At 45.0% G+C, this 17020-nt stretch carries 13 protein-coding genes; 9 read left to right on the top strand and 4 right to left on the bottom strand.

The features are described from left to right. The first annotated feature begins 101 nt into the window (after positions 1 to 101). Complete coding sequence (gene dnaJ / locus FKN08_RS16215) at positions 102 to 1250, top strand: molecular chaperone DnaJ (protein WP_005391453.1); 1149 nt, start codon at positions 102 to 104, stop codon at positions 1248 to 1250. 69 nt (positions 1251 to 1319) lie between these two features. On the opposite strand, the gene FKN08_RS16210 is transcribed toward dnaJ, so the two are convergent. Then, positions 1320 to 1751 carry a type IV pilin protein gene (locus tag FKN08_RS16210; RefSeq protein WP_170892555.1) on the bottom strand — a complete coding sequence of 144 codons (432 nt, stop codon included), beginning with the start codon at positions 1749 to 1751 and terminating at the stop codon, positions 1320 to 1322. Between the two features lie 103 nt (positions 1752 to 1854). Here FKN08_RS16210 and FKN08_RS16205 point away from each other — a divergent pair, with 103 nt between their 5' ends. The 6 genes from FKN08_RS16205 (at position 1855) to tadA (ending at position 7222) form a co-directional block, all read left to right on the top strand. Then, positions 1855 to 2364, top strand: coding sequence for a GspH/FimT family pseudopilin (locus FKN08_RS16205; RefSeq protein WP_047010169.1), 510 nt, complete (start codon positions 1855 to 1857; stop codon positions 2362 to 2364). Next, on the top strand, positions 2345 to 2962 hold the full coding sequence (locus FKN08_RS16200) for a prepilin-type N-terminal cleavage/methylation domain-containing protein (RefSeq protein ID WP_104974426.1): 618 nt from the start codon (positions 2345 to 2347) through the stop codon (positions 2960 to 2962). The genes FKN08_RS16205 and FKN08_RS16200 overlap by 20 nt, the downstream gene beginning before the upstream one ends. Beyond that, positions 2959 to 4212 (top strand): hypothetical protein, encoded by a 1254-nt coding sequence (locus tag FKN08_RS16195; RefSeq protein ID WP_047010167.1) that lies wholly within the window; start codon positions 2959 to 2961, stop codon positions 4210 to 4212. The genes FKN08_RS16200 and FKN08_RS16195 overlap by 4 nt, the downstream gene beginning before the upstream one ends. After that, on the top strand, positions 4202 to 4612 hold the full coding sequence (locus tag FKN08_RS16190) for a prepilin-type N-terminal cleavage/methylation domain-containing protein (RefSeq protein WP_134647901.1): 411 nt from the start codon (positions 4202 to 4204) through the stop codon (positions 4610 to 4612). The genes FKN08_RS16195 and FKN08_RS16190 overlap by 11 nt, the downstream gene beginning before the upstream one ends. Before the next feature lie 288 nt (positions 4613 to 4900). Continuing rightward, entirely contained in the window at positions 4901 to 6460 is a 1560-nt protein-coding gene (locus FKN08_RS16185; protein ID WP_005383758.1) for an AbgT family transporter, read from the top strand. Between the two features lie 213 nt (positions 6461 to 6673). After that, entirely contained in the window at positions 6674 to 7222 is a 549-nt protein-coding gene (tadA, locus tag FKN08_RS16180; RefSeq protein WP_005391440.1) for a tRNA adenosine(34) deaminase TadA, read from the top strand. Positions 7223 to 7806: 584 nt separating this feature from the next. Here tadA and mltF read toward each other — a convergent pair. Then, positions 7807 to 9384, bottom strand: coding sequence for a membrane-bound lytic murein transglycosylase MltF (gene mltF, locus FKN08_RS16175; RefSeq protein WP_170892530.1), 1578 nt, complete (start codon positions 9382 to 9384; stop codon positions 7807 to 7809). Between the two features lie 299 nt (positions 9385 to 9683). Between mltF and purL the strand changes: the two genes are divergently transcribed. Together purL and FKN08_RS16165 are read left to right on the top strand one after the other, a co-directional pair. Continuing rightward, positions 9684 to 13577: a phosphoribosylformylglycinamidine synthase gene (gene purL / locus FKN08_RS16170; protein WP_170892529.1), complete on the top strand. Its 3894-nt coding sequence runs from the start codon at positions 9684 to 9686 to the stop codon at positions 13575 to 13577. A gap of 295 nt (positions 13578 to 13872) precedes the next feature. After that, positions 13873 to 14181 (top strand): DUF3622 domain-containing protein, encoded by a 309-nt coding sequence (locus tag FKN08_RS16165; RefSeq protein ID WP_005391432.1) that lies wholly within the window; start codon positions 13873 to 13875, stop codon positions 14179 to 14181. Between the two features lie 90 nt (positions 14182 to 14271). Here FKN08_RS16165 and FKN08_RS16160 read toward each other — a convergent pair whose 3' ends face one another. Then, positions 14272 to 14715, bottom strand: coding sequence for a hypothetical protein (locus FKN08_RS16160; RefSeq protein ID WP_048626084.1), 444 nt, complete (start codon positions 14713 to 14715; stop codon positions 14272 to 14274). Between the two features lie 118 nt (positions 14716 to 14833). Next, positions 14834 to 17020: a TonB-dependent receptor gene (locus tag FKN08_RS16155; protein ID WP_170892528.1), complete on the bottom strand. Its 2187-nt coding sequence runs from the start codon at positions 17018 to 17020 to the stop codon at positions 14834 to 14836.

Below are 17020 nucleotides of genomic sequence, written 5' to 3'. Positions count from 1 at the left end.
TCTAGTTAAGTATGTTGCGGATAAGTGCACTTACCTAGAACGATACAAACACCAAGCGGTGAATCGATGCCGTTTGTAGTAATTAACTGGTGACGAAGAACATGTCAAAACGTGATTTTTACGAAGTATTAGGCGTAAGCCGTGATGCCTCAGAGCGCGATATCAAAAAGGCGTACAAGCGTCTAGCGATGAAATTCCACCCAGACCGAAACCAGGGTGATGAGTCTGCGGCGGACAAGTTTAAAGAAGTAAAAGAAGCGTACGAAGTTCTGACCGACCCTCAAAAGAAAGCGGCGTACGACCAGTACGGTCATGCTGCTTTTGAACAAGGCGGCGGTGGTTTCGGTGGCGGCGGCTTTGGTGGCGGCGGTGCTGATTTCGGCGACATCTTTGGCGATGTATTCGGCGACATTTTTGGTGGTGGTCGTCGTGGCGGTGGTGGTCACCGTGCTCAACGTGGTGCGGACTTACGTTACAACATGGAACTGACGCTAGAAGAGGCGGTTCGTGGTGTAACGAAAGAGATCGAAGTACCAACACTAGTACACTGTGATACCTGTGATGGTAGTGGCGCGAAGAAAGGTTCATCTGCTGAAACATGTGGTACCTGTCATGGTCATGGTCAAGTACAGATGCGCCAAGGCTTCTTCGCAGTGCAACAAACCTGCCCAACCTGTCACGGTAAAGGCAAGATCATTAAAGACCCTTGTAATGAGTGTCATGGTCAAGGTCGTAAACAGAAAACCAAAACACTTAACGTTAAGATCCCAGCAGGTGTTGATACTGGCGACCGTATTCGTCTATCTGGCGAAGGTGAAGCGGGAGAAATGGGAGCTCCAGCGGGTGACTTGTATGTACAAGTGCACGTGAAAGAGCACCATATCTTCGAACGTGATGGTAACAACCTATACTGTGAAGTGCCTGTAAGCTTTGCGATGGCGGCTCTAGGTGGTGAAGTTGAAGTACCAACTCTAGATGGTCGCGTAAGCCTAAAAGTGCCTTCAGAAACGCAAACAGGTCGTATGTTCCGCATGCGTGGTAAAGGTGTGAAAGGCGTTCGCGGTGGCGGTATCGGTGACTTGATTGTTAAGTTGGTTGTTGAAACACCAGTAAACCTAAGCTCACGCCAAAAAGAACTGCTCAAAGAGTTTGAAGAGTCTTGTGGTGGTGAAGCGGCGACAAAGCACAAGCCTAAATCAGAAGGCTTTTTCAACGGTGTGAAAAAGTTCTTTGATGATTTAACCAGCTAAGACGTTAGTGAAAAGCACAAATACAAAGGCCTGCTAAAATGCAGGCCTTTTTGCATCTCGGTGTTCTTTCTAATTCCAGCAATCACTTGGCTCTTCGACATTTGTTGACGTTAAAGTAATCGTTTTAGCGCCAGTCAAGCACTCGTCGTCGTCTTGTCCCAGAGCCGATTTTGCTGTCGCTGTTATGGTATAGGCCGTACTTGCAGAGCTCGCAATATTGAAAGAAAATCTATCTGTGTCTGAATCACATAGAGTGCATGTGCCTCCAGAGATAATATGACTCCAGTCGTACCCACCATCATAAGATGTCTCTAGCTCTAGCTGAATTCGACTAAGATCGCTCAAGGCAACCGTCCTATGAGACTTGAGCACATGATTGGTGTAAGAAGGGGAGGCGACAGCCGCAATGATCCCAACAATCACTACGGCTATCAGTAATTCGATCAATGTCATCCCTCCCAATCTTTTTTTGTAGCTGTTACAGCGAGAAATTCGAATCATCACGAGTAGTTTCCTTTTCACTTTTCCGCCTATTTTTGGCAGGTGATAGCATCTGTGCAAGATGAATTACGGCCCTTTTGCCGTTTACATAGGAATTTGGGAAATGCCTCGCGGGTTTACGTTGTTGGAGCTTCTTATTACTGTTGCTGTACTGAGTATTATATTGGCGTTTGCAGCTCCAAGCTTTAGCCGTGTTTCACAAACTGTGCAAATGCAGCGATTGGCAACTGAATTAGCTGGTTTTCTAAGCCAAAGTAAGTCCGAGGCGGTAATGAGAAATCAAAAGTTATATATACATTTCTCAATGGCTAAAAACGTTGTTGTCAGTCAAGGTGCATGGTCTCTACAGTTAACTGACTCATCTAGCGGCTCAGGGGGAGTAATCTTAAACCTTTCCGGCTCCGCATACTCTGAATTATCTTTGAAGCACAGTTACGATAATCAAAAAATAAGCTTCGATGAGGTCCGTGGACGGCCCCAAGGAGGAAATATAGAGTTTTTCCCAACCAATGCTCAAAACATAAAACTACAAGCAAAGCTCTCAAACCCTCCTGGGAGGATTAAGATTTGTAGTAATTCTGGAGCGAAGTTATATGATTACCATCAGTGCTAACAAACGCTATCAAAGAGGTAGCTCTTTAATTGAATTAATGATTAGTTCTTTAATTGGGTTAATTGTTCTTAGTGTAGTGGGCTCTATATTCTTGAGTTTACAAAAAACAGCAAAAGAAAAAAGCTTAGAGCTAAATTTATTGCAAGGTCTTAATATCACTTTATCTGTTATGAAAGAAGATATTCAAAGAGCAGGTTATGATGGTGGGAACGGTAGTTCACTCAAATTATCCGGAGCTACAGGAACCATAATGCTGAGCGGCGCCTCTTCTGTTGGTTTTGTGTATTTTAAAGAAGACTCAGCTGCCAATGAAGACTATCGAAATATTAAGTATGAGAAGAGAGATACTCGGTTTTTTATATGTGAAAAAGGCGTTGTGTCTCAAACACAAATATTATCTTTTGATGGTATAGATTTTTGTCGTTCTCTATTTGATGATGATATTTTCCAAGTCACCCAATTCACCGTTAGTTCAGAAACAGTGACTAATGGAGGAAATGTAAGTTCGGTCACGAACGTTAAGTTAGGTTTGCAAACGATTGATGGAGTCTTTAGTGAAGTCGCGGAGTTTTCTATCAAACAAAGGAATTGGCAATGACATCTAAATATAGCTATTCCGGTTATACCACTTTGCTTGTGACTTCTATACTTTTATTACTTGCTTTAATTGCATCATTAGCATCATCCAAAGGTGTCTTTTTTCAAATAAAAGTTGCGCAAAACGAAATAAAATCTCGACAAGCACATTGGTTAGCTGAAGGAGGTGTTGAATGTGCATGGGCGCAATTTAGAGTTAGTAATATTGTACCTGCAGTAATAACAGATTGTGGCTCAGGGCTTTGGACGGTTCCGAATTTTACGAGTACTTCCAATGGGTATTTGGTTACTTCTAATGTTGGATTTACAAGCATTAGTAAGGAGATTATTTTGGGAGGTAACTTGAGCTATGGTGCAATGCAGTCTAGTGCCGACATTTATTTTCATTCTAGTGCAACGTTTTCTACTCCAGATCCAGGGGAATTGAGCAGCGATGGGTGGGAGTGTATTGCGTTAAGGTATAAAAAGCGCTTTTACTCCTCTTCAGTTGATAATAAAGGCGTAATTCATGGAGAGTCTCCCTATGCCGATTTTAACAACCCTACAAATAAAGATTGTGCAAACACGACGGCAAACCGTCATCTCTCATCTAGTGTTGGCGGGGTTGGTGCTGGTGATGATTTTACTCAAGATACAGATTTAAAGCCATTTGAATCCTTCTTTGGAGTAAAGGCTGAAGAGCATAACGATGTCCGAGATAATGGTGTATTTCATGTTATGACGGGCTCAGTGGCTGGTGGCATACCTAATTGTGGTGCTGCTTTAACAGCAGAAATTCAGTCAGGGAAGCATCATTTATGGGTTGAAGGGAGCTGTGAAATCAAGCAATCGGAATACAATGATTTGGTGAATGCTACATCATCGACCAATGGCGTAACAGTGCTCATTCATGATGGTCTTTTCTCCGTGATGGGACCACCGAGCTCCGGCGCTACATCAAATAAGTTTAAAGGGGTCTTGTTTCATTTCAATCATGATTATGCTCCGGCAACAGCGGATTGGGTTGGGTTCGAAGCCAATGCTCACCTAAATCATGTGCCAAGTGTTGTAGAAGACTCATACAGGACAATAGCTTCTTATTATCAGCATGGTTCTTTTACGGTATCTGGTGGTCAATATTTTGATAGTGAAGATCAGGCAGCGGTTTTCTTCGATTCTTTGGACTTTAGATACAATAAAGATGTGATAGACAATTCAAGGAATGCGCATGCAATTCCTAGATGGAAGAAGGGCTCTTGGAATGATCTCTAAACAAAAAGGTTTTAACCTTCTTGAAGTTCTAATTTCTTTTCTGCTTATCGGTGTTGGGGCTCTAGGTTTAACGAAGCTAAACGTGTATCTAGAACGCGAATCCGAATATGCCATAAAAAGTATTGAAGCATTGCGTCTAGCAGAAAACCAGCTCGAATGGTTCCGGACGCGTGGTGCTTCTGCGGCGATGTCTACCATCACACCTGCAAATTTTGCTTCTATTGCAACAGGCTCTTCTGTTACTGGACCTTATGTCGTCGAGTGGGAAGTTCCAGCTGCCACGGTTTCAGGAACACTGAAAACTATCACCATTACCTCTAGCTGGAAGGATAGAGTCGGCGAGACGCGATCAGTTCAGCTAAAAACGATGATTTCACAGTACAGTGAATTCGAAAACTGAGTTCAATTGCACACATAGGCAGAGACAAATGCGGGTGTAATTCCTGTTTGATACCGGATTTGTCACGGTTAATAAATGGTTTTTGAACTGTTAATCGAGTTGATGTGCTACTGTTTTTATTATGTTTAATTGAAGTGGTGTTTTTGCAAAATATGTCTCCAATTATGAAAAAAAATATAGAACCTTGTGCTTTCTCCATTAGTGTTTACTAGAATACTCGTTGGATAGTAGGCCGTCATAATTACTCAAATAGGCCTTGGCACCAACATCATTCACTATGGAGTTACCATGAGTAACCAAGCTGTAAATAAGGCACCATCATCGAAGCCGAGCGGGATGGAGCGCTTTTTAAACTTTATCGAGAGGACAGGTAACAAAATTCCTGATCCTGCGATTTTGTTCTTCTGGGCATTGATCATTACTTGGGCGGCGTCAGCACTTTTGTCGAATGTATCATTCGATCTTCCAAACCCTCGAACGGGCGAAGCTCTTACCATCACTAATTTACTTACGGGCGAAGCGCTAGCAAGTTTCCTTGCGAACATGGTGACTACTTTTACTGGTTTTGCGCCACTGGGTATCGTACTTGTCGCGATGCTAGGTGTGGGCGTTGCAGACTCTTCGGGCTTTATTACGACGGGTCTTAAGAAGATGCTGAACTTCACGCCAGCTAAGCTTCTTACTCCAATGCTTATTTTGGTTGCTATTGTGTCGCATACTGCGGCAGATGCAGGCTATGTTCTGGTTATTCCTCTGGGCGGTATAATCTTCCATGCGGCAGGTCGTCACCCTCTAGCGGGTATTGCGGCAGCTTTTGCAGGTGTATCTGGTGGCTTCTCTGCAAACTTTATTCCTTCAGGTATCGATCCACTACTAGCAGGCTTTACGCAAACCGCGGCGCAGGTTCTTGATCCTGAATACGTGGTTAACCCATTAGCGAACATCTTCTTTACTGGCCTATCTTCCATCATTATTGTAGCGATTGGTTGGTACGTGACAGAAAAAATCATCGAGCCTCGTTTGTCAAAAATGCCAATTGATGACGATGCGGAAACCGCGCCAAACCTAGGCTCATTTACTGAACTGGAATCAAAAGCATTTCGTTATGCTGGTTGGGCAATGATGGCGGGTATTGCTTTACTTGTTGCAGCGTTAATTCCAGAAACATCAGCACTTCGCTCTCCTGAAGGTGAAATTACGGCCTTCTCAGCACCTATCATGAAGTCTATCGTGCCGTTGATCTTTATTCTGTTTATCATTCCTGGTTACGTTTACGGTAAAGTGTCTGGAACGTTCAAGACCAGTAATGACATTATCAAAGCGATGGCTGATACCATGTCGACCATGGGCGCATACATTGTTATGTCGTTCTTCTGTGCTCAGTTCCTATCTGCATTTGCTCAGTCAAACATCGGTACGATGCTAGCGTTGTATGGTGCAGAAGGCTTAAAAGCGATGAACCTACCAGGTGAAGTGACCATCATCGGTATGATCCTTCTAACCGCGTCTGTAAACCTCCTTATTGGTTCGGCATCGGCAAAATGGGCTTTAATTGGTCCAATCTTAGTGCCAATGCTAATGGCGGTTGGTATCTCGCCTGAGCTGTCTCAAGCGGCTTACCGTGTGGGTGACTCTGTATCGAACATCATTTCGCCTCTAATGGTATTTTTCCCTCTTGTAGTGGTTTACTGTCAGCGTTATGTGAAGTCGGCTGGTATCGGTACGCTTGCGTCACTAATGATGCCATTCTCGATCGCAATGCTGATCGGTTGGTCTATCTTCCTAGTTGCTTATTGGATGGTAGGTATCCCGCTAGGCATTCAAGCTCCTTACACTTATACAATGTAAAAATGTGTAGGGTGTGAAAGCCGCTAATTGGTAGCCTAAAAGCGCAGGTCTTTGATCTGCGCTTTTTTGTTCTCGCAAAACGAACATCGATAGGTCTTATAGCTAGGCTTTTTGGAGTAGCAAACTTTACCCCGTGATGTGTTGCTGTAGTGAAACCGAAGTTAGTGATAAAATTCCTGAATTCAATCGTTTTTTGTTTCTTTGGAGCCTCCTTTGTCCAACCATCCGTTTACCCCTCAAGATGAATTGTTTATGCGCAGAGCGATGGTGCTTGCTGAGCAAGCAGAAGCTGAGGGGGAAGTACCTGTCGGCGCAGTGCTTGTCAAAGATGGTGAAATTATCGCTGAGGGGTGGAATCGCTCTATTGGTACTAATGACGCTACCGCACATGCTGAGATCCAAACACTGCGTAAAGCAGGCCAAAAGCTAGAAAATTACCGCCTTCTGGATACGACGTTATATGTAACACTTGAGCCATGTCCAATGTGTGCCGGAGCCTTATTGCATAGCCGCGTTAAGCGAGTCGTTTTTGGAGCGCCAGATTTAAAAGCGGGAGCAGCAGGAACAGTGCTTAATTTGTTTGAAAGCCAAGCCGCTTACCATTACGCCTTAGTTGAAAAGGGGCTGCTAGAAGATGAGTGCCGCACTCAGCTACAAGCGTTTTTTAAGCGTCGCCGAAAGGAAATTAAAGCGAAGAAACAAGCACAAAAAGCATTAGAAAATGGAGAGAGTGGACAAAATTATGGAAATAGTGAGAGTTAGCAAACATCTACAACCGGGTAGATGTTTGCCTGAACGTACTAGTGATTGACTAAATGTACAAAAACACGATTACGTGAACTTACTTTCTTTTTCATACATGTCAGTTTACGTTTACGTCGGATAGCAGCTACTGTGTTATTTAAACGCTTTGACTGCACTCTACGTCTTCTCATATTCAAAACCTCCTGCAGACAAGATTTATACCAGTAAAGCGCGGCTCATCGATGCTTAGCAATAGGCTCGATAATCGCACTAAACATTGTATGGTTTAAACGTTCTTCATTTGACTTCTGCATTGCACAGAGCCAGCAAACAATTTCAATACGGTGCTTAATAATATGAGTGACGTTATTTCGGCAGAGGTAGCCGATAGCGCCGCTTCATCAACTGAGCTAAACCATGTGGTTGCGAAGCAATCTGTTACAAAGCAATCAGTTTAACTAACGGTGAAAAAGGCGACCAACCAAAGGAATGGTTGAGTGTGGTTGGTGTCACTCAGAGTCTTGGATTCTAGATAAGTTTTCGCTAGTACTCAATAAAAATGACGAGCTCATGGGCTCGTCATTTTTTAGTTTACCGCGGGTCTATTCTTCAAGGCTCTCTTGTTCGGTGTCTTCTTCAACCGTGACGTCAGAAGCACCTGAGACTTGCTCGACGACAGCCTCTACTGCTCCTGATATCAAAATGTCAGGGTTGAGCGGCGGGATAACTTGCAAGTCATCGCTATTCTCATCAATCGCTGGCTGTTGGCTGACATGACCAATGATGGATTGGTAGTAACGTCGAATATTTTCTACGTAATTACGCGCTTCATCACCTCTGGCGTACCCATAGCGAGTTTGACTGTAGTAACGCTTCTGACGCAGTAAAGGCAATCTGTCTTTTACATCCGCCCAAGCGTTTGGATCGCCACCTTGCGCTTTAGTAAGTCGTCGTGCGTCCATCATGTGGCCATAGCCAATGTTGTATGAAGCCAGGGCAAACCATATTTTTTCATGCTCGTTGATGCTATCAGGCACGCGACCTACAATGCGACGTAAGTACTCGACACCTCCACGAACAGATTGCTCAGGGTCTAAACGGTTTGTTACCCCGACGCTTTTCGCAGTTGGCAGAGTAAGCATCATCATCCCTCTAACACCTGTTGGCGATTTTGCCGCTGGCTTCCAGTGTGATTCTTGATACGCCAATGCTGCAATTAAGCGCCAGTCGAACTCTTCGCTGTACTTTTGGAATAAAGGTGCCCACTTAGGCAATTTGTCATCCAGAGCTCGAATGAATGCGCGAGTATCAACGTAGTCAAATGCTTCAATATGACCAATGTACTTCTCTTCGAGAGTGGACAGTTCTCCTGATTGTTTAATGTTACCGAAAAACTCTATCAGCATCGCATACAAACTTTCGTCTTCAGAGCGTCGAGTAAACCACGATACTGGTTGATCTTCTGTAAGTTCAAACGCGAGCGCAAGATCGGGGTAAAGGCGCTGAGCTAGGGAAAGTTCTACAGAGTCAGTCACAGTAAAACGCAACTCACCAGTGGATACATATTTAAGTAAGTCTCTCGTGTCAGCATCGCCAACAATTTCAAACAGCAGCTCTGGGTATTTCTTCTTTAATGCGGTTAGGGTCGGAACATATTGCGATTGTTCGACGATCTTTAATGTTTGCGCGCCTGCATTTGTATCTTCGTCAGATTCGCTGTCTTTCGATGCTTGGTATTCAATCAGCTGTTCGATATCACGTGGTCGAAGTTGCCCCTTTTTATACACAACTTGTTGGCTTACATAATAATAAGCAGGGCCCGGTCTAAAGCGTTTTACCGCTTGTGACGTTTGATTTAAGCCCGTAGCGATGAGATCAATATCTCCTTTCTTAAGAGCAGGAAAAAGCTCAGCTTGGCGAAAGGCAGGTTTAATCTCGAGCTTGACGCCGAGCTGCTCCGCAAACTGACGCGCCAATTCGTAATCCAACCCTGCGGGACCATCGGGACCAATATAATAGGAAAGCTGATTGTTTAGCGTGCCAACACGAAGCACGCCACGTTCCTGAATTTTTTCGAATTCACTTTTGGGTTCCGACTCAATCTGGCAGGCAGAGAGTAGTAGCACAGAAACAAAAATTAGGGCGCTGCGCTTGAGTCGGTTGAGCTGGCTTATTTGCATTAATAGGTACATCTTAGGAAATTTCTATTTGCCTTTATATCAAAGCGAGCTCATGGGGCAAAGTGAATCACACACTTATAGCGTGACATTGTGTGTTTTATCGACATTTTAGTCGTAATTCAAATTTGACAAAAAAAATGACGCAAACGGTTGCTTTTGGTGTTACATCACAAAAACAATTGCTATATAATGCGCTCGCAATGACGAGGTGGAATCGGCATAGGTTCGACAGGGCTTATTTTAAGTGTCTGAATTTATTCCAATATCACCTTAATCAATTGCATAAGAGACCTAAGCACATGAGAATTTTGCGTGGCTCCCCAGCTCTTTCTGAGTTTCGTGTTAATAAACTACTGGAACTTTGTCGTGAACAAGATCTGCCTGTAACTGGCATTTATGCCGAGTTTATGCACTTTGCCGATCTAAAGTCTGACCTTGATGACCGAGAGTTAGAAAAACTTGAAAAGTTACTAACTTACGGCCCAACCATCGAAGAGCATGAGCCAGAAGGTCTTCTACTTCTTGTTACGCCTCGTCCAGGCACTATCTCGCCTTGGTCTTCTAAATCTACCGATATCGCTGTTAACTGTGGCTTGGATAAAGTGAAACGTCTAGAGCGCGGTACGGCTTATTATGTCGAATCTTCAGTTGTTCTATCAGAAGCTCAAGTTGACGCTGTCAAAGCGTTAATTCATGACCGCATGATGGAAACGGTATTTACAGAATTTGAAGCTGTGTCAGCGCTGTTTACAGTCGCAGAGCCTAAGCCTGTGGCGCATGTTGATATCTTAGCGGGCGGTCGTCTTGCGCTTGAAGAAGCAAACGTTTCCCTAGGCTTGGCACTCGCAGAAGATGAAATTGATTACTTGGTAGAGAACTTTACTAAGCTTGGGCGTAACCCAAACGACATTGAATTGATGATGTTTGCTCAGGCGAACTCAGAGCACTGTCGCCACAAAATTTTTAACGCAGATTGGACTATCGACGGGGTAGATCAACCTAAGTCTCTGTTCAAAATGATCAAAAACACGTTCGAAACGACACCTGACTATGTGCTGTCTGCATACAAAGACAACGCGGCCGTTATGACGGGCTCTAAAGCGGGTCGTTTCTTCCCAGACCCTAAATCTCGTCAATACACTTACCACCATGAAGATGCACACATCTTGATGAAGGTAGAGACGCACAACCACCCAACGGCAATCTCTCCATGGCCGGGCGCATCGACTGGTTCAGGCGGTGAGATCCGTGACGAAGGTGCGACGGGTATCGGCGGTAAGCCAAAAGCGGGTCTGGTTGGTTTTACAACCTCTAACTTACGTATTCCTGGTTTTGAACAGCCGTGGGAAACCGACTTTGGCAAGCCAGGTCGTATTGTTAACGCGCTAGACATCATGCTTGAAGGTCCTCTAGGCGGCGCGGCATTCAACAACGAATTTGGTCGTCCAAATCTATTGGGTTACTTCCGTACTTACGAAGAAAAAGTGACCTCTCACGCGGGTGAAGAAATCCGTGGTTACCACAAACCAATCATGATTGCTGGTGGTATGGGTAACATTCGTGACGAACACGTGCAGAAGAAAGAAATTCCAGTGGGTGCGAGCTTAATCGTACTTGGTGGTCCGGCAATGAACATCGGTCTTGGTGGTGGCGCGGCGTCTTCAATGGCGTCTGGTCAGTCAGCAGAAGATCTGGACTTCGCGTCAGTACAGCGTGAAAACCCAGAGATGGAGCGTCGCTGTCAGGAAGTGATCGACCGTTGTTGGCAGCTAGGTGACGACAACCCAATCGCATTTATCCACGATGTGGGCGCGGGCGGTATCTCTAACGCATTGCCTGAACTTGTCGACGACGGTGAGCGGGGCGGTAAGTTCCAATTACGCGATGTACCAAACGATGAGCCGGGCATGAGTCCGCTAGAAATTTGGTGTAATGAATCACAGGAACGTTACGTTCTTGCGGTAGCGCCAGAAAACATGGAAGCATTCGATGCAATCTGTAAGCGTGAACGCGCACCATATGCAGTGGTGGGTGTAGCAACTGAAGAGCGTCATCTAACGCTAGAAGATTCTCACTTCGACAATACGCCAATCGATATGCCAATGGATATCCTGCTTGGTAAGCCACCGAAGATGCACCGCGACGCAACCACACTAAAGGTGGAAAGCCCTGCCATTGTTCGTGATGGTATTGAGCTTAATGAAGCGGTGGATCGCGTACTTCGTCTTCCAGCGGTTGCAGAAAAAACATTCCTAATTACTATCGGTGACCGAACAGTAACGGGTCTGGTTGCTCGTGATCAAATGGTTGGCCCTTGGCAGGTACCAGTAGCAAACTGTGCAGTAACAGCGGCAAGCTATGACACTTACCACGGCGAAGCAATGTCGATGGGTGAGCGCACGCCAGTGGCATTACTAGACTTTGGTGCATCGGCTCGCCTAGCGGTTGGTGAGTCACTAACGAACATTGCGGCAACAGACATCGGTGATATTAAACACATTAAACTGTCTGCGAACTGGATGTCGCCAGCGGGTCACCCAGGTGAAGATGCAGGTCTTTATGAAGCAGTCAAAGCGGTGGGTGAAGAGCTCTGTCCTGCATTAGGTTTGACGATCCCAGTTGGTAAAGACTCCATGTCGATGAAAACCAAGTGGGAAGAGAACGGCGAGAGTAAAGAAGTCACTTCTCCACTGTCGCTAGTTATCACGGCATTTGGTCGTGTGGAAGACGTACGTAAGACCGTGACTCCACAACTACGCACTGACAAAGGCGATACTTCTCTAGTTCTTGTTGACTTGGGTAACGGCAAAAACCGCTTAGGTGCGACAGCATTGGCACAAGTATACAAACAGCTTGGTGATAAACCTGCTGACGTAGATAACGCAGAGCAGCTAAAAGGCTTCTTTGATGCAATGCAAGCGTTAGTACGTGATGACAAGCTAGTGGCTTACCACGATAAAGGCGACGGCGGTCTGTTTGTAACACTGGCTGAGATGGCGTTCGCGGGTCACTGTGGCGTAAAAGCGAACATCGCAGAACTGGGTGACGATGCGCTAGCCGTTCTATTTAACGAAGAGCTAGGTGCGGTTGTTCAAGTTAAGAATGATGATCTGGATTCAGTTCTATCTACTCTGGCGGCAAACGGTTTAGAGGCATGTTCACATGTGATTGGTTCTGTTGAAGCTTCAGACGACTTTATTATCACTTCTGGTGATGCAGTTGTGCTTGAACGTTCACGTACCGAACTACGCGTTATCTGGGCTGAAACAACGCATAAGATGCAGGCGCTACGCGATAACCCAGCATGTGCAGACCAAGAGTTTGAAGCGAAGAAAGACAATTCAGACCCAGGTTTAAACGTTAAGCTCAGCTTCGACGTAAATGAAGACGTTGCAGCGCCTTACATTGCAAAAGGTGCGAAGCCTAAGATGGCGATTCTACGTGAGCAGGGTGTTAACTCCCACGTTGAAATGGCAGCAGCGTTTGACCGCGCAGGTTTTGAAGCAACCGACATTCATATGAGTGATATCCTAACGGGTCAAGCCGTTCTGGATGAATACCATGGCCTAGTAGCTTGTGGTGGCTTCTCTTACGGCGACGTACTAGGTGCGGGTGAAGGCTGGGCTAAGTCTATCCTGTTTAACGCACAAGCTCGTGAACAGTTCCAAGCGTTCTTCAACCGTAAAGAGACGTTCTCTTTAGGTGTATGTAACGGTTGTCAGATGCTTTCTAACCTGAAAGAACTTATCCCGGGTGCAGACTTGTGGCCACGTTTTGTTCGTAACGAATCTGAGCGTTTTGAAGCGCGCTTTAGCCTAGTTGAAGTTCAGAAATCTGATTCTGTATTCTTCGACGGTATGGCAGGTTCGCGCATGCCAATCGCGGTTTCCCACGGAGAAGGGCGTGTAGAAGTACGTGATGCAGAGCACCTAGCAGCGATCGAGGCATCAGGTACGGTTGCGGTTCGTTACGTGGATAACCTCGGTAACCCAACACAACAATACCCGAACAACCCGAACGGTTCGCCAAACGCGATTACCGGTTTAACAACAGCAGACGGTCGCGTAACTATCATGATGCCTCACCCAGAGCGCGTATTCCGCACAGTTGCAAACTCTTGGGCTCCGGAAGGTTGGGGTGAAAATGGCGCTTGGATGCGTATGTTCCAAAATGCCCGTAAGAATATCGGTTAATTAACCAAAGGTTAATCTAGCTTAAGTAAAGCGTTGGTTGAGAGACCAGCGCTTTCTTTTTTCTTATCACTCTTTTTTCTTCGTCGATCTTTCTCGTGACTAGGCGAAACGTTGCTTTGTTCTGTCTCTTCTTTGTCATCTATTATCTCGCATAAAAAACTTGCAGCGTTTAGATTACTTTTATGCTCTAATACCGCGCTTACCAAGGGATGGTGTTAAACAGCTCAGCTTAGATGGAGTTATCAAGTTGACCGAATCCCTGATTGATCCCTAAATCCCTTAGGAAATGAAATAAATGTCTAAGAATCCAAAATTTGCTATCCGCGTCACTGAAAAACGTAACGGCTGGAGCGCAGAAATCACTCGCCAAGTGACATCTCGTAAGACTGTAGTATCAAAGCGTGAAACTGGCTTTGACAGCGAAGAGAAAGCACAAGCTTGGGCTGAACAAGAACTGGCTGGTTTTATCCAAAACCAAGTGGTTCGTAACGAGCGTAAAGCAGCGCAACGTCAAGAGCGTGAAGCAGAACAACTAGCGGCAAAAGTTCGTAAAGAAGAAGCCCGCAAAGCACGTGACGCTGAAGTAGACGCTGACGAAGAATAGATTCAAGTCGGTGAGATGGTGACGTCACCCATCAAACAAAAAGTGAAAATGCCCTGAGCTTTGTCTCAGGGCATTTTTTATTGTATCGACTTAAAAACAATCCGAAGATACTGACAGACTAAACGTACCGTCTTCAGGGGCTGCAAATTGTTTATTGCCAGGAAGAAGGTGAGGGTTATTAGCATAAGTGCGATGTGTTGACTTGCCCTTTGCCGAGTGCCTCTCTGGTAAATCAAAGTGTTGCAATCCGTCAGATAGATCGTTTGCTTCACCGTAGTCGAAATGCGTTGCGACGTCTTTAGGCTGCTTGGCATAACGACAGTGATCCGGCTTTCCATCTTCATGCCAAGTTAACGCGTTTGTTTTGGCGTCTAGATTCAGATTATTTGTTGTTGGTTGTGCGTAATGATCCTCAATAACTTGGTGCTGACTCTGCTCTTGTAAGTAGTCAGCAATGCTCTCAGAAGTCTGTGCCAGGCTTTGACTTGCTGGAACGAAGCAAGCAAGAAGAAACAATGTTTTTAAGTTGTTCATAGTGTGTATGCAAGCAAAAAGAAATGATAGTACTGGTAAATAAAACGGTGTGCAATTATGGTTGTTCGTTAAGAAACAGCAGGGCAGTTAATGTCTGCCCTGCATCTTTTAGGTATGGTTAGTATTGATAAGTGAGGTGCAGTTTGACTTCGCGACCAGGCGAAGGCACGCCATTAGATAGGTATGCTTCGTAGTAACGATCGGTTAAGTTTTTCACAACAGCGCCAACACTCAAGCCTTCGACTTGTTGTATTTCCCAAACCACGTAAGCGTTTTGTAGCGTGTATTGCTCACTTGGCGATTTCACTTTTAAATTGTTGCCACTTGCCTTGGTTTTGGTTTGCGCATCATACCAACGGACTTCCCAGCCCGTACGTAAACCCGGAATCCATTCGTAACCTAAACCCAGATTAATGTTTAATGGTGGCACATCAGGGTGATCATCATCTGAACCTGTAGAGTCAGATAAACTGCCTTTGTTTTTGCCGCGAATGTAACTTGCTGAGAAATTACTGTAGAAATCTTCAATCCGGTATTGTGAAATTAGCTCAAAGCCGTAGTTTTTAAAGCCATCTAGGTTTGTATTCCAGCTTTGTAACTCAGTAGTATTTTTGTCGAGGTTTTCGCCCGTTCGTATATCAACTGTGTCGCTAACATCGTTATAGAACAAAGTTAACTCTGTTGCGAGGTTATCGCGAGAGTTCACCAGCCCTTCCGTTAAGTTGATAACGCTTGCTTGATAAGCATGGATACGAGACACGTCCAGATTCAAAGCAGTAGCCGTAGCGGTAGCTCGCGCATATTGCACTGAGTAGATGTTATCAACGGTTGGTGCTTTTAAAGCGTAGGCGTAGGAGGCGTTTAAACGCGTATTATTGGTCGCATCAAAGTCGATATCCAAACGTGGGCTAAAGCCTTTATGCGTCGTTTCACCGTAGTCATGTCCGGCGGCTGGATCATTATAATCTGGCGCGGCGTTCCCTTTTCCTTCACTCTTGATGTATTCGTAACGCAGAGAAGGTGTGATGGTTAGACGGTCTGTTGCTTGATAGTGATCAGCAATGTAAGCCGCATAAATTGACTGAGTGCCAGATGGTTCGTAGTAAGGGGTATACCAACCGTAGTTTTTGGCTTCATTACTGTCGTATGATGCGTTGAATACTAATGAGTCTCTATCGGTTTTTTGATATTGAAGCCCTGTCACTAGAGTGTGGTCTCCGAACTGCGCTTGGTTAAACACATCAGCATAGTCACGCTCGTAACTTAACCAAGACTCGTGACCGTAACTGCCAACAGAAACGAACATTTTCTCGAATGCCACGTCAGGGCGAACCCAGTGACGATCGTTTTCAGAACGTGCCATTTTGATATTGAAATCAATATACGGGTTAGTCGGCATATAGTGGTAAGAGATGGTCGTGGTGTTGTCCGTGTATTTATTATCGACGGTGTATGCGTATTTGGCTTTTTCTAATGATCCGTATTTCTTGATGTTGTACTCAGTGATGTTAGGCATTTTTCCGCGGCGGTTAGCCCAAGGTTTACGACCTTCATCTTTGTAGCGAGTGTGGCTAATTTCAAACTCGTGATCGTTGTTTTCATAACCGACTTTTACGAGCATGTTTTCTTGCTCATAACCTGAGTAATCCAGCGTTTCACCACCACCGACTTTAATGTCATCAGAATCTTTTACAGAGCCATTCGCTAGAAAATAAAAACCAGCATCGTTTTTACCATAGAGTGTTAGCGTGTAGGCATTCTCATCGCCGTTGGTGTTATATGCACTTGAGATGCGAGCACCAAAGTTTCTGTTGCCGTACAGTAGGTCATCGACACTCTTGGTTTTAATGCGAATGGAGCCACCAAACTTTCCGTTGAGTGCTCGATAGTCGTGCGCGCCCTTGATAATTTCTGCTTCACCAATCAAGAACGGATCAAAAAAGAAAGTTCCGTAGCGGTATTGTTGAAAGCCAATTGGAGCGCCATCGACAAATACGGCGATATCGCTTGGATCATCAAAACCACGAATATTAATACGTTCGCCGCCGGAACGGCCGCCGCCATCTAATGATGCGCCCGGAACGGCATCGATCATTGAGGCAAAATTGGAGTACTGTTGCTCTTCAATCTCTGACCAATTAATGGTGGTTTGCGCAGGCTCAGCAATGGTAATAGGTTTGGCATAACGCACACCGATGACTTCAAGCTCTTCATTTGGCGTTGTCTCGGCATATGAATAAATAGGGAAGAGCAAAGCAAGTGAAATGAGATTTACTTTGAATGGATGACTTTTTAATCGTTTCAT

Origin of the sequence: Vibrio sp. 1-2 (7-a) (assembly GCF_013048515.1) — a bacterium.
GTDB lineage: Bacteria > Pseudomonadota > Gammaproteobacteria > Enterobacterales > Vibrionaceae > Vibrio > Vibrio diabolicus.
The sequence above is the reverse complement of the archived record's forward strand: the minus strand, read 5'-3'. Positions and strand labels throughout refer to the sequence as shown.

Excerpts from the sequence above, each read along its gene's own strand:
- dnaJ (WP_005391453.1), top strand. The coding sequence starts at position 102 with ATGTCAAAACGTGATTTTTACGAAGTATTAGGCGTAAGCCGTGATGCC.
- FKN08_RS16210 (WP_170892555.1), bottom strand. The coding sequence starts at position 1,751 with ATGATTCGAATTTCTCGCTGTAACAGCTACAAAAAAAGATTGGGAGGG.
- FKN08_RS16205 (WP_047010169.1), top strand. The coding sequence starts at position 1,855 with ATGCCTCGCGGGTTTACGTTGTTGGAGCTTCTTATTACTGTTGCTGTA.
- FKN08_RS16200 (WP_104974426.1), top strand. The coding sequence starts at position 2,345 with ATGATTACCATCAGTGCTAACAAACGCTATCAAAGAGGTAGCTCTTTA.
- FKN08_RS16195 (WP_047010167.1), top strand. The coding sequence starts at position 2,959 with ATGACATCTAAATATAGCTATTCCGGTTATACCACTTTGCTTGTGACT.
- FKN08_RS16190 (WP_134647901.1), top strand. The coding sequence starts at position 4,202 with ATGATCTCTAAACAAAAAGGTTTTAACCTTCTTGAAGTTCTAATTTCT.
- FKN08_RS16185 (WP_005383758.1), top strand. The coding sequence starts at position 4,901 with ATGAGTAACCAAGCTGTAAATAAGGCACCATCATCGAAGCCGAGCGGG.
- mltF (WP_170892530.1), bottom strand. The coding sequence starts at position 9,384 with ATGCAAATAAGCCAGCTCAACCGACTCAAGCGCAGCGCCCTAATTTTT.
- purL (WP_170892529.1), top strand. The coding sequence starts at position 9,684 with ATGAGAATTTTGCGTGGCTCCCCAGCTCTTTCTGAGTTTCGTGTTAAT.
- FKN08_RS16165 (WP_005391432.1), top strand. The coding sequence starts at position 13,873 with ATGTCTAAGAATCCAAAATTTGCTATCCGCGTCACTGAAAAACGTAAC.
- FKN08_RS16160 (WP_048626084.1), bottom strand. The coding sequence starts at position 14,715 with ATGAACAACTTAAAAACATTGTTTCTTCTTGCTTGCTTCGTTCCAGCA.
- FKN08_RS16155 (WP_170892528.1), bottom strand. The coding sequence starts at position 17,020 with ATGAAACGATTAAAAAGTCATCCATTCAAAGTAAATCTCATTTCACTT.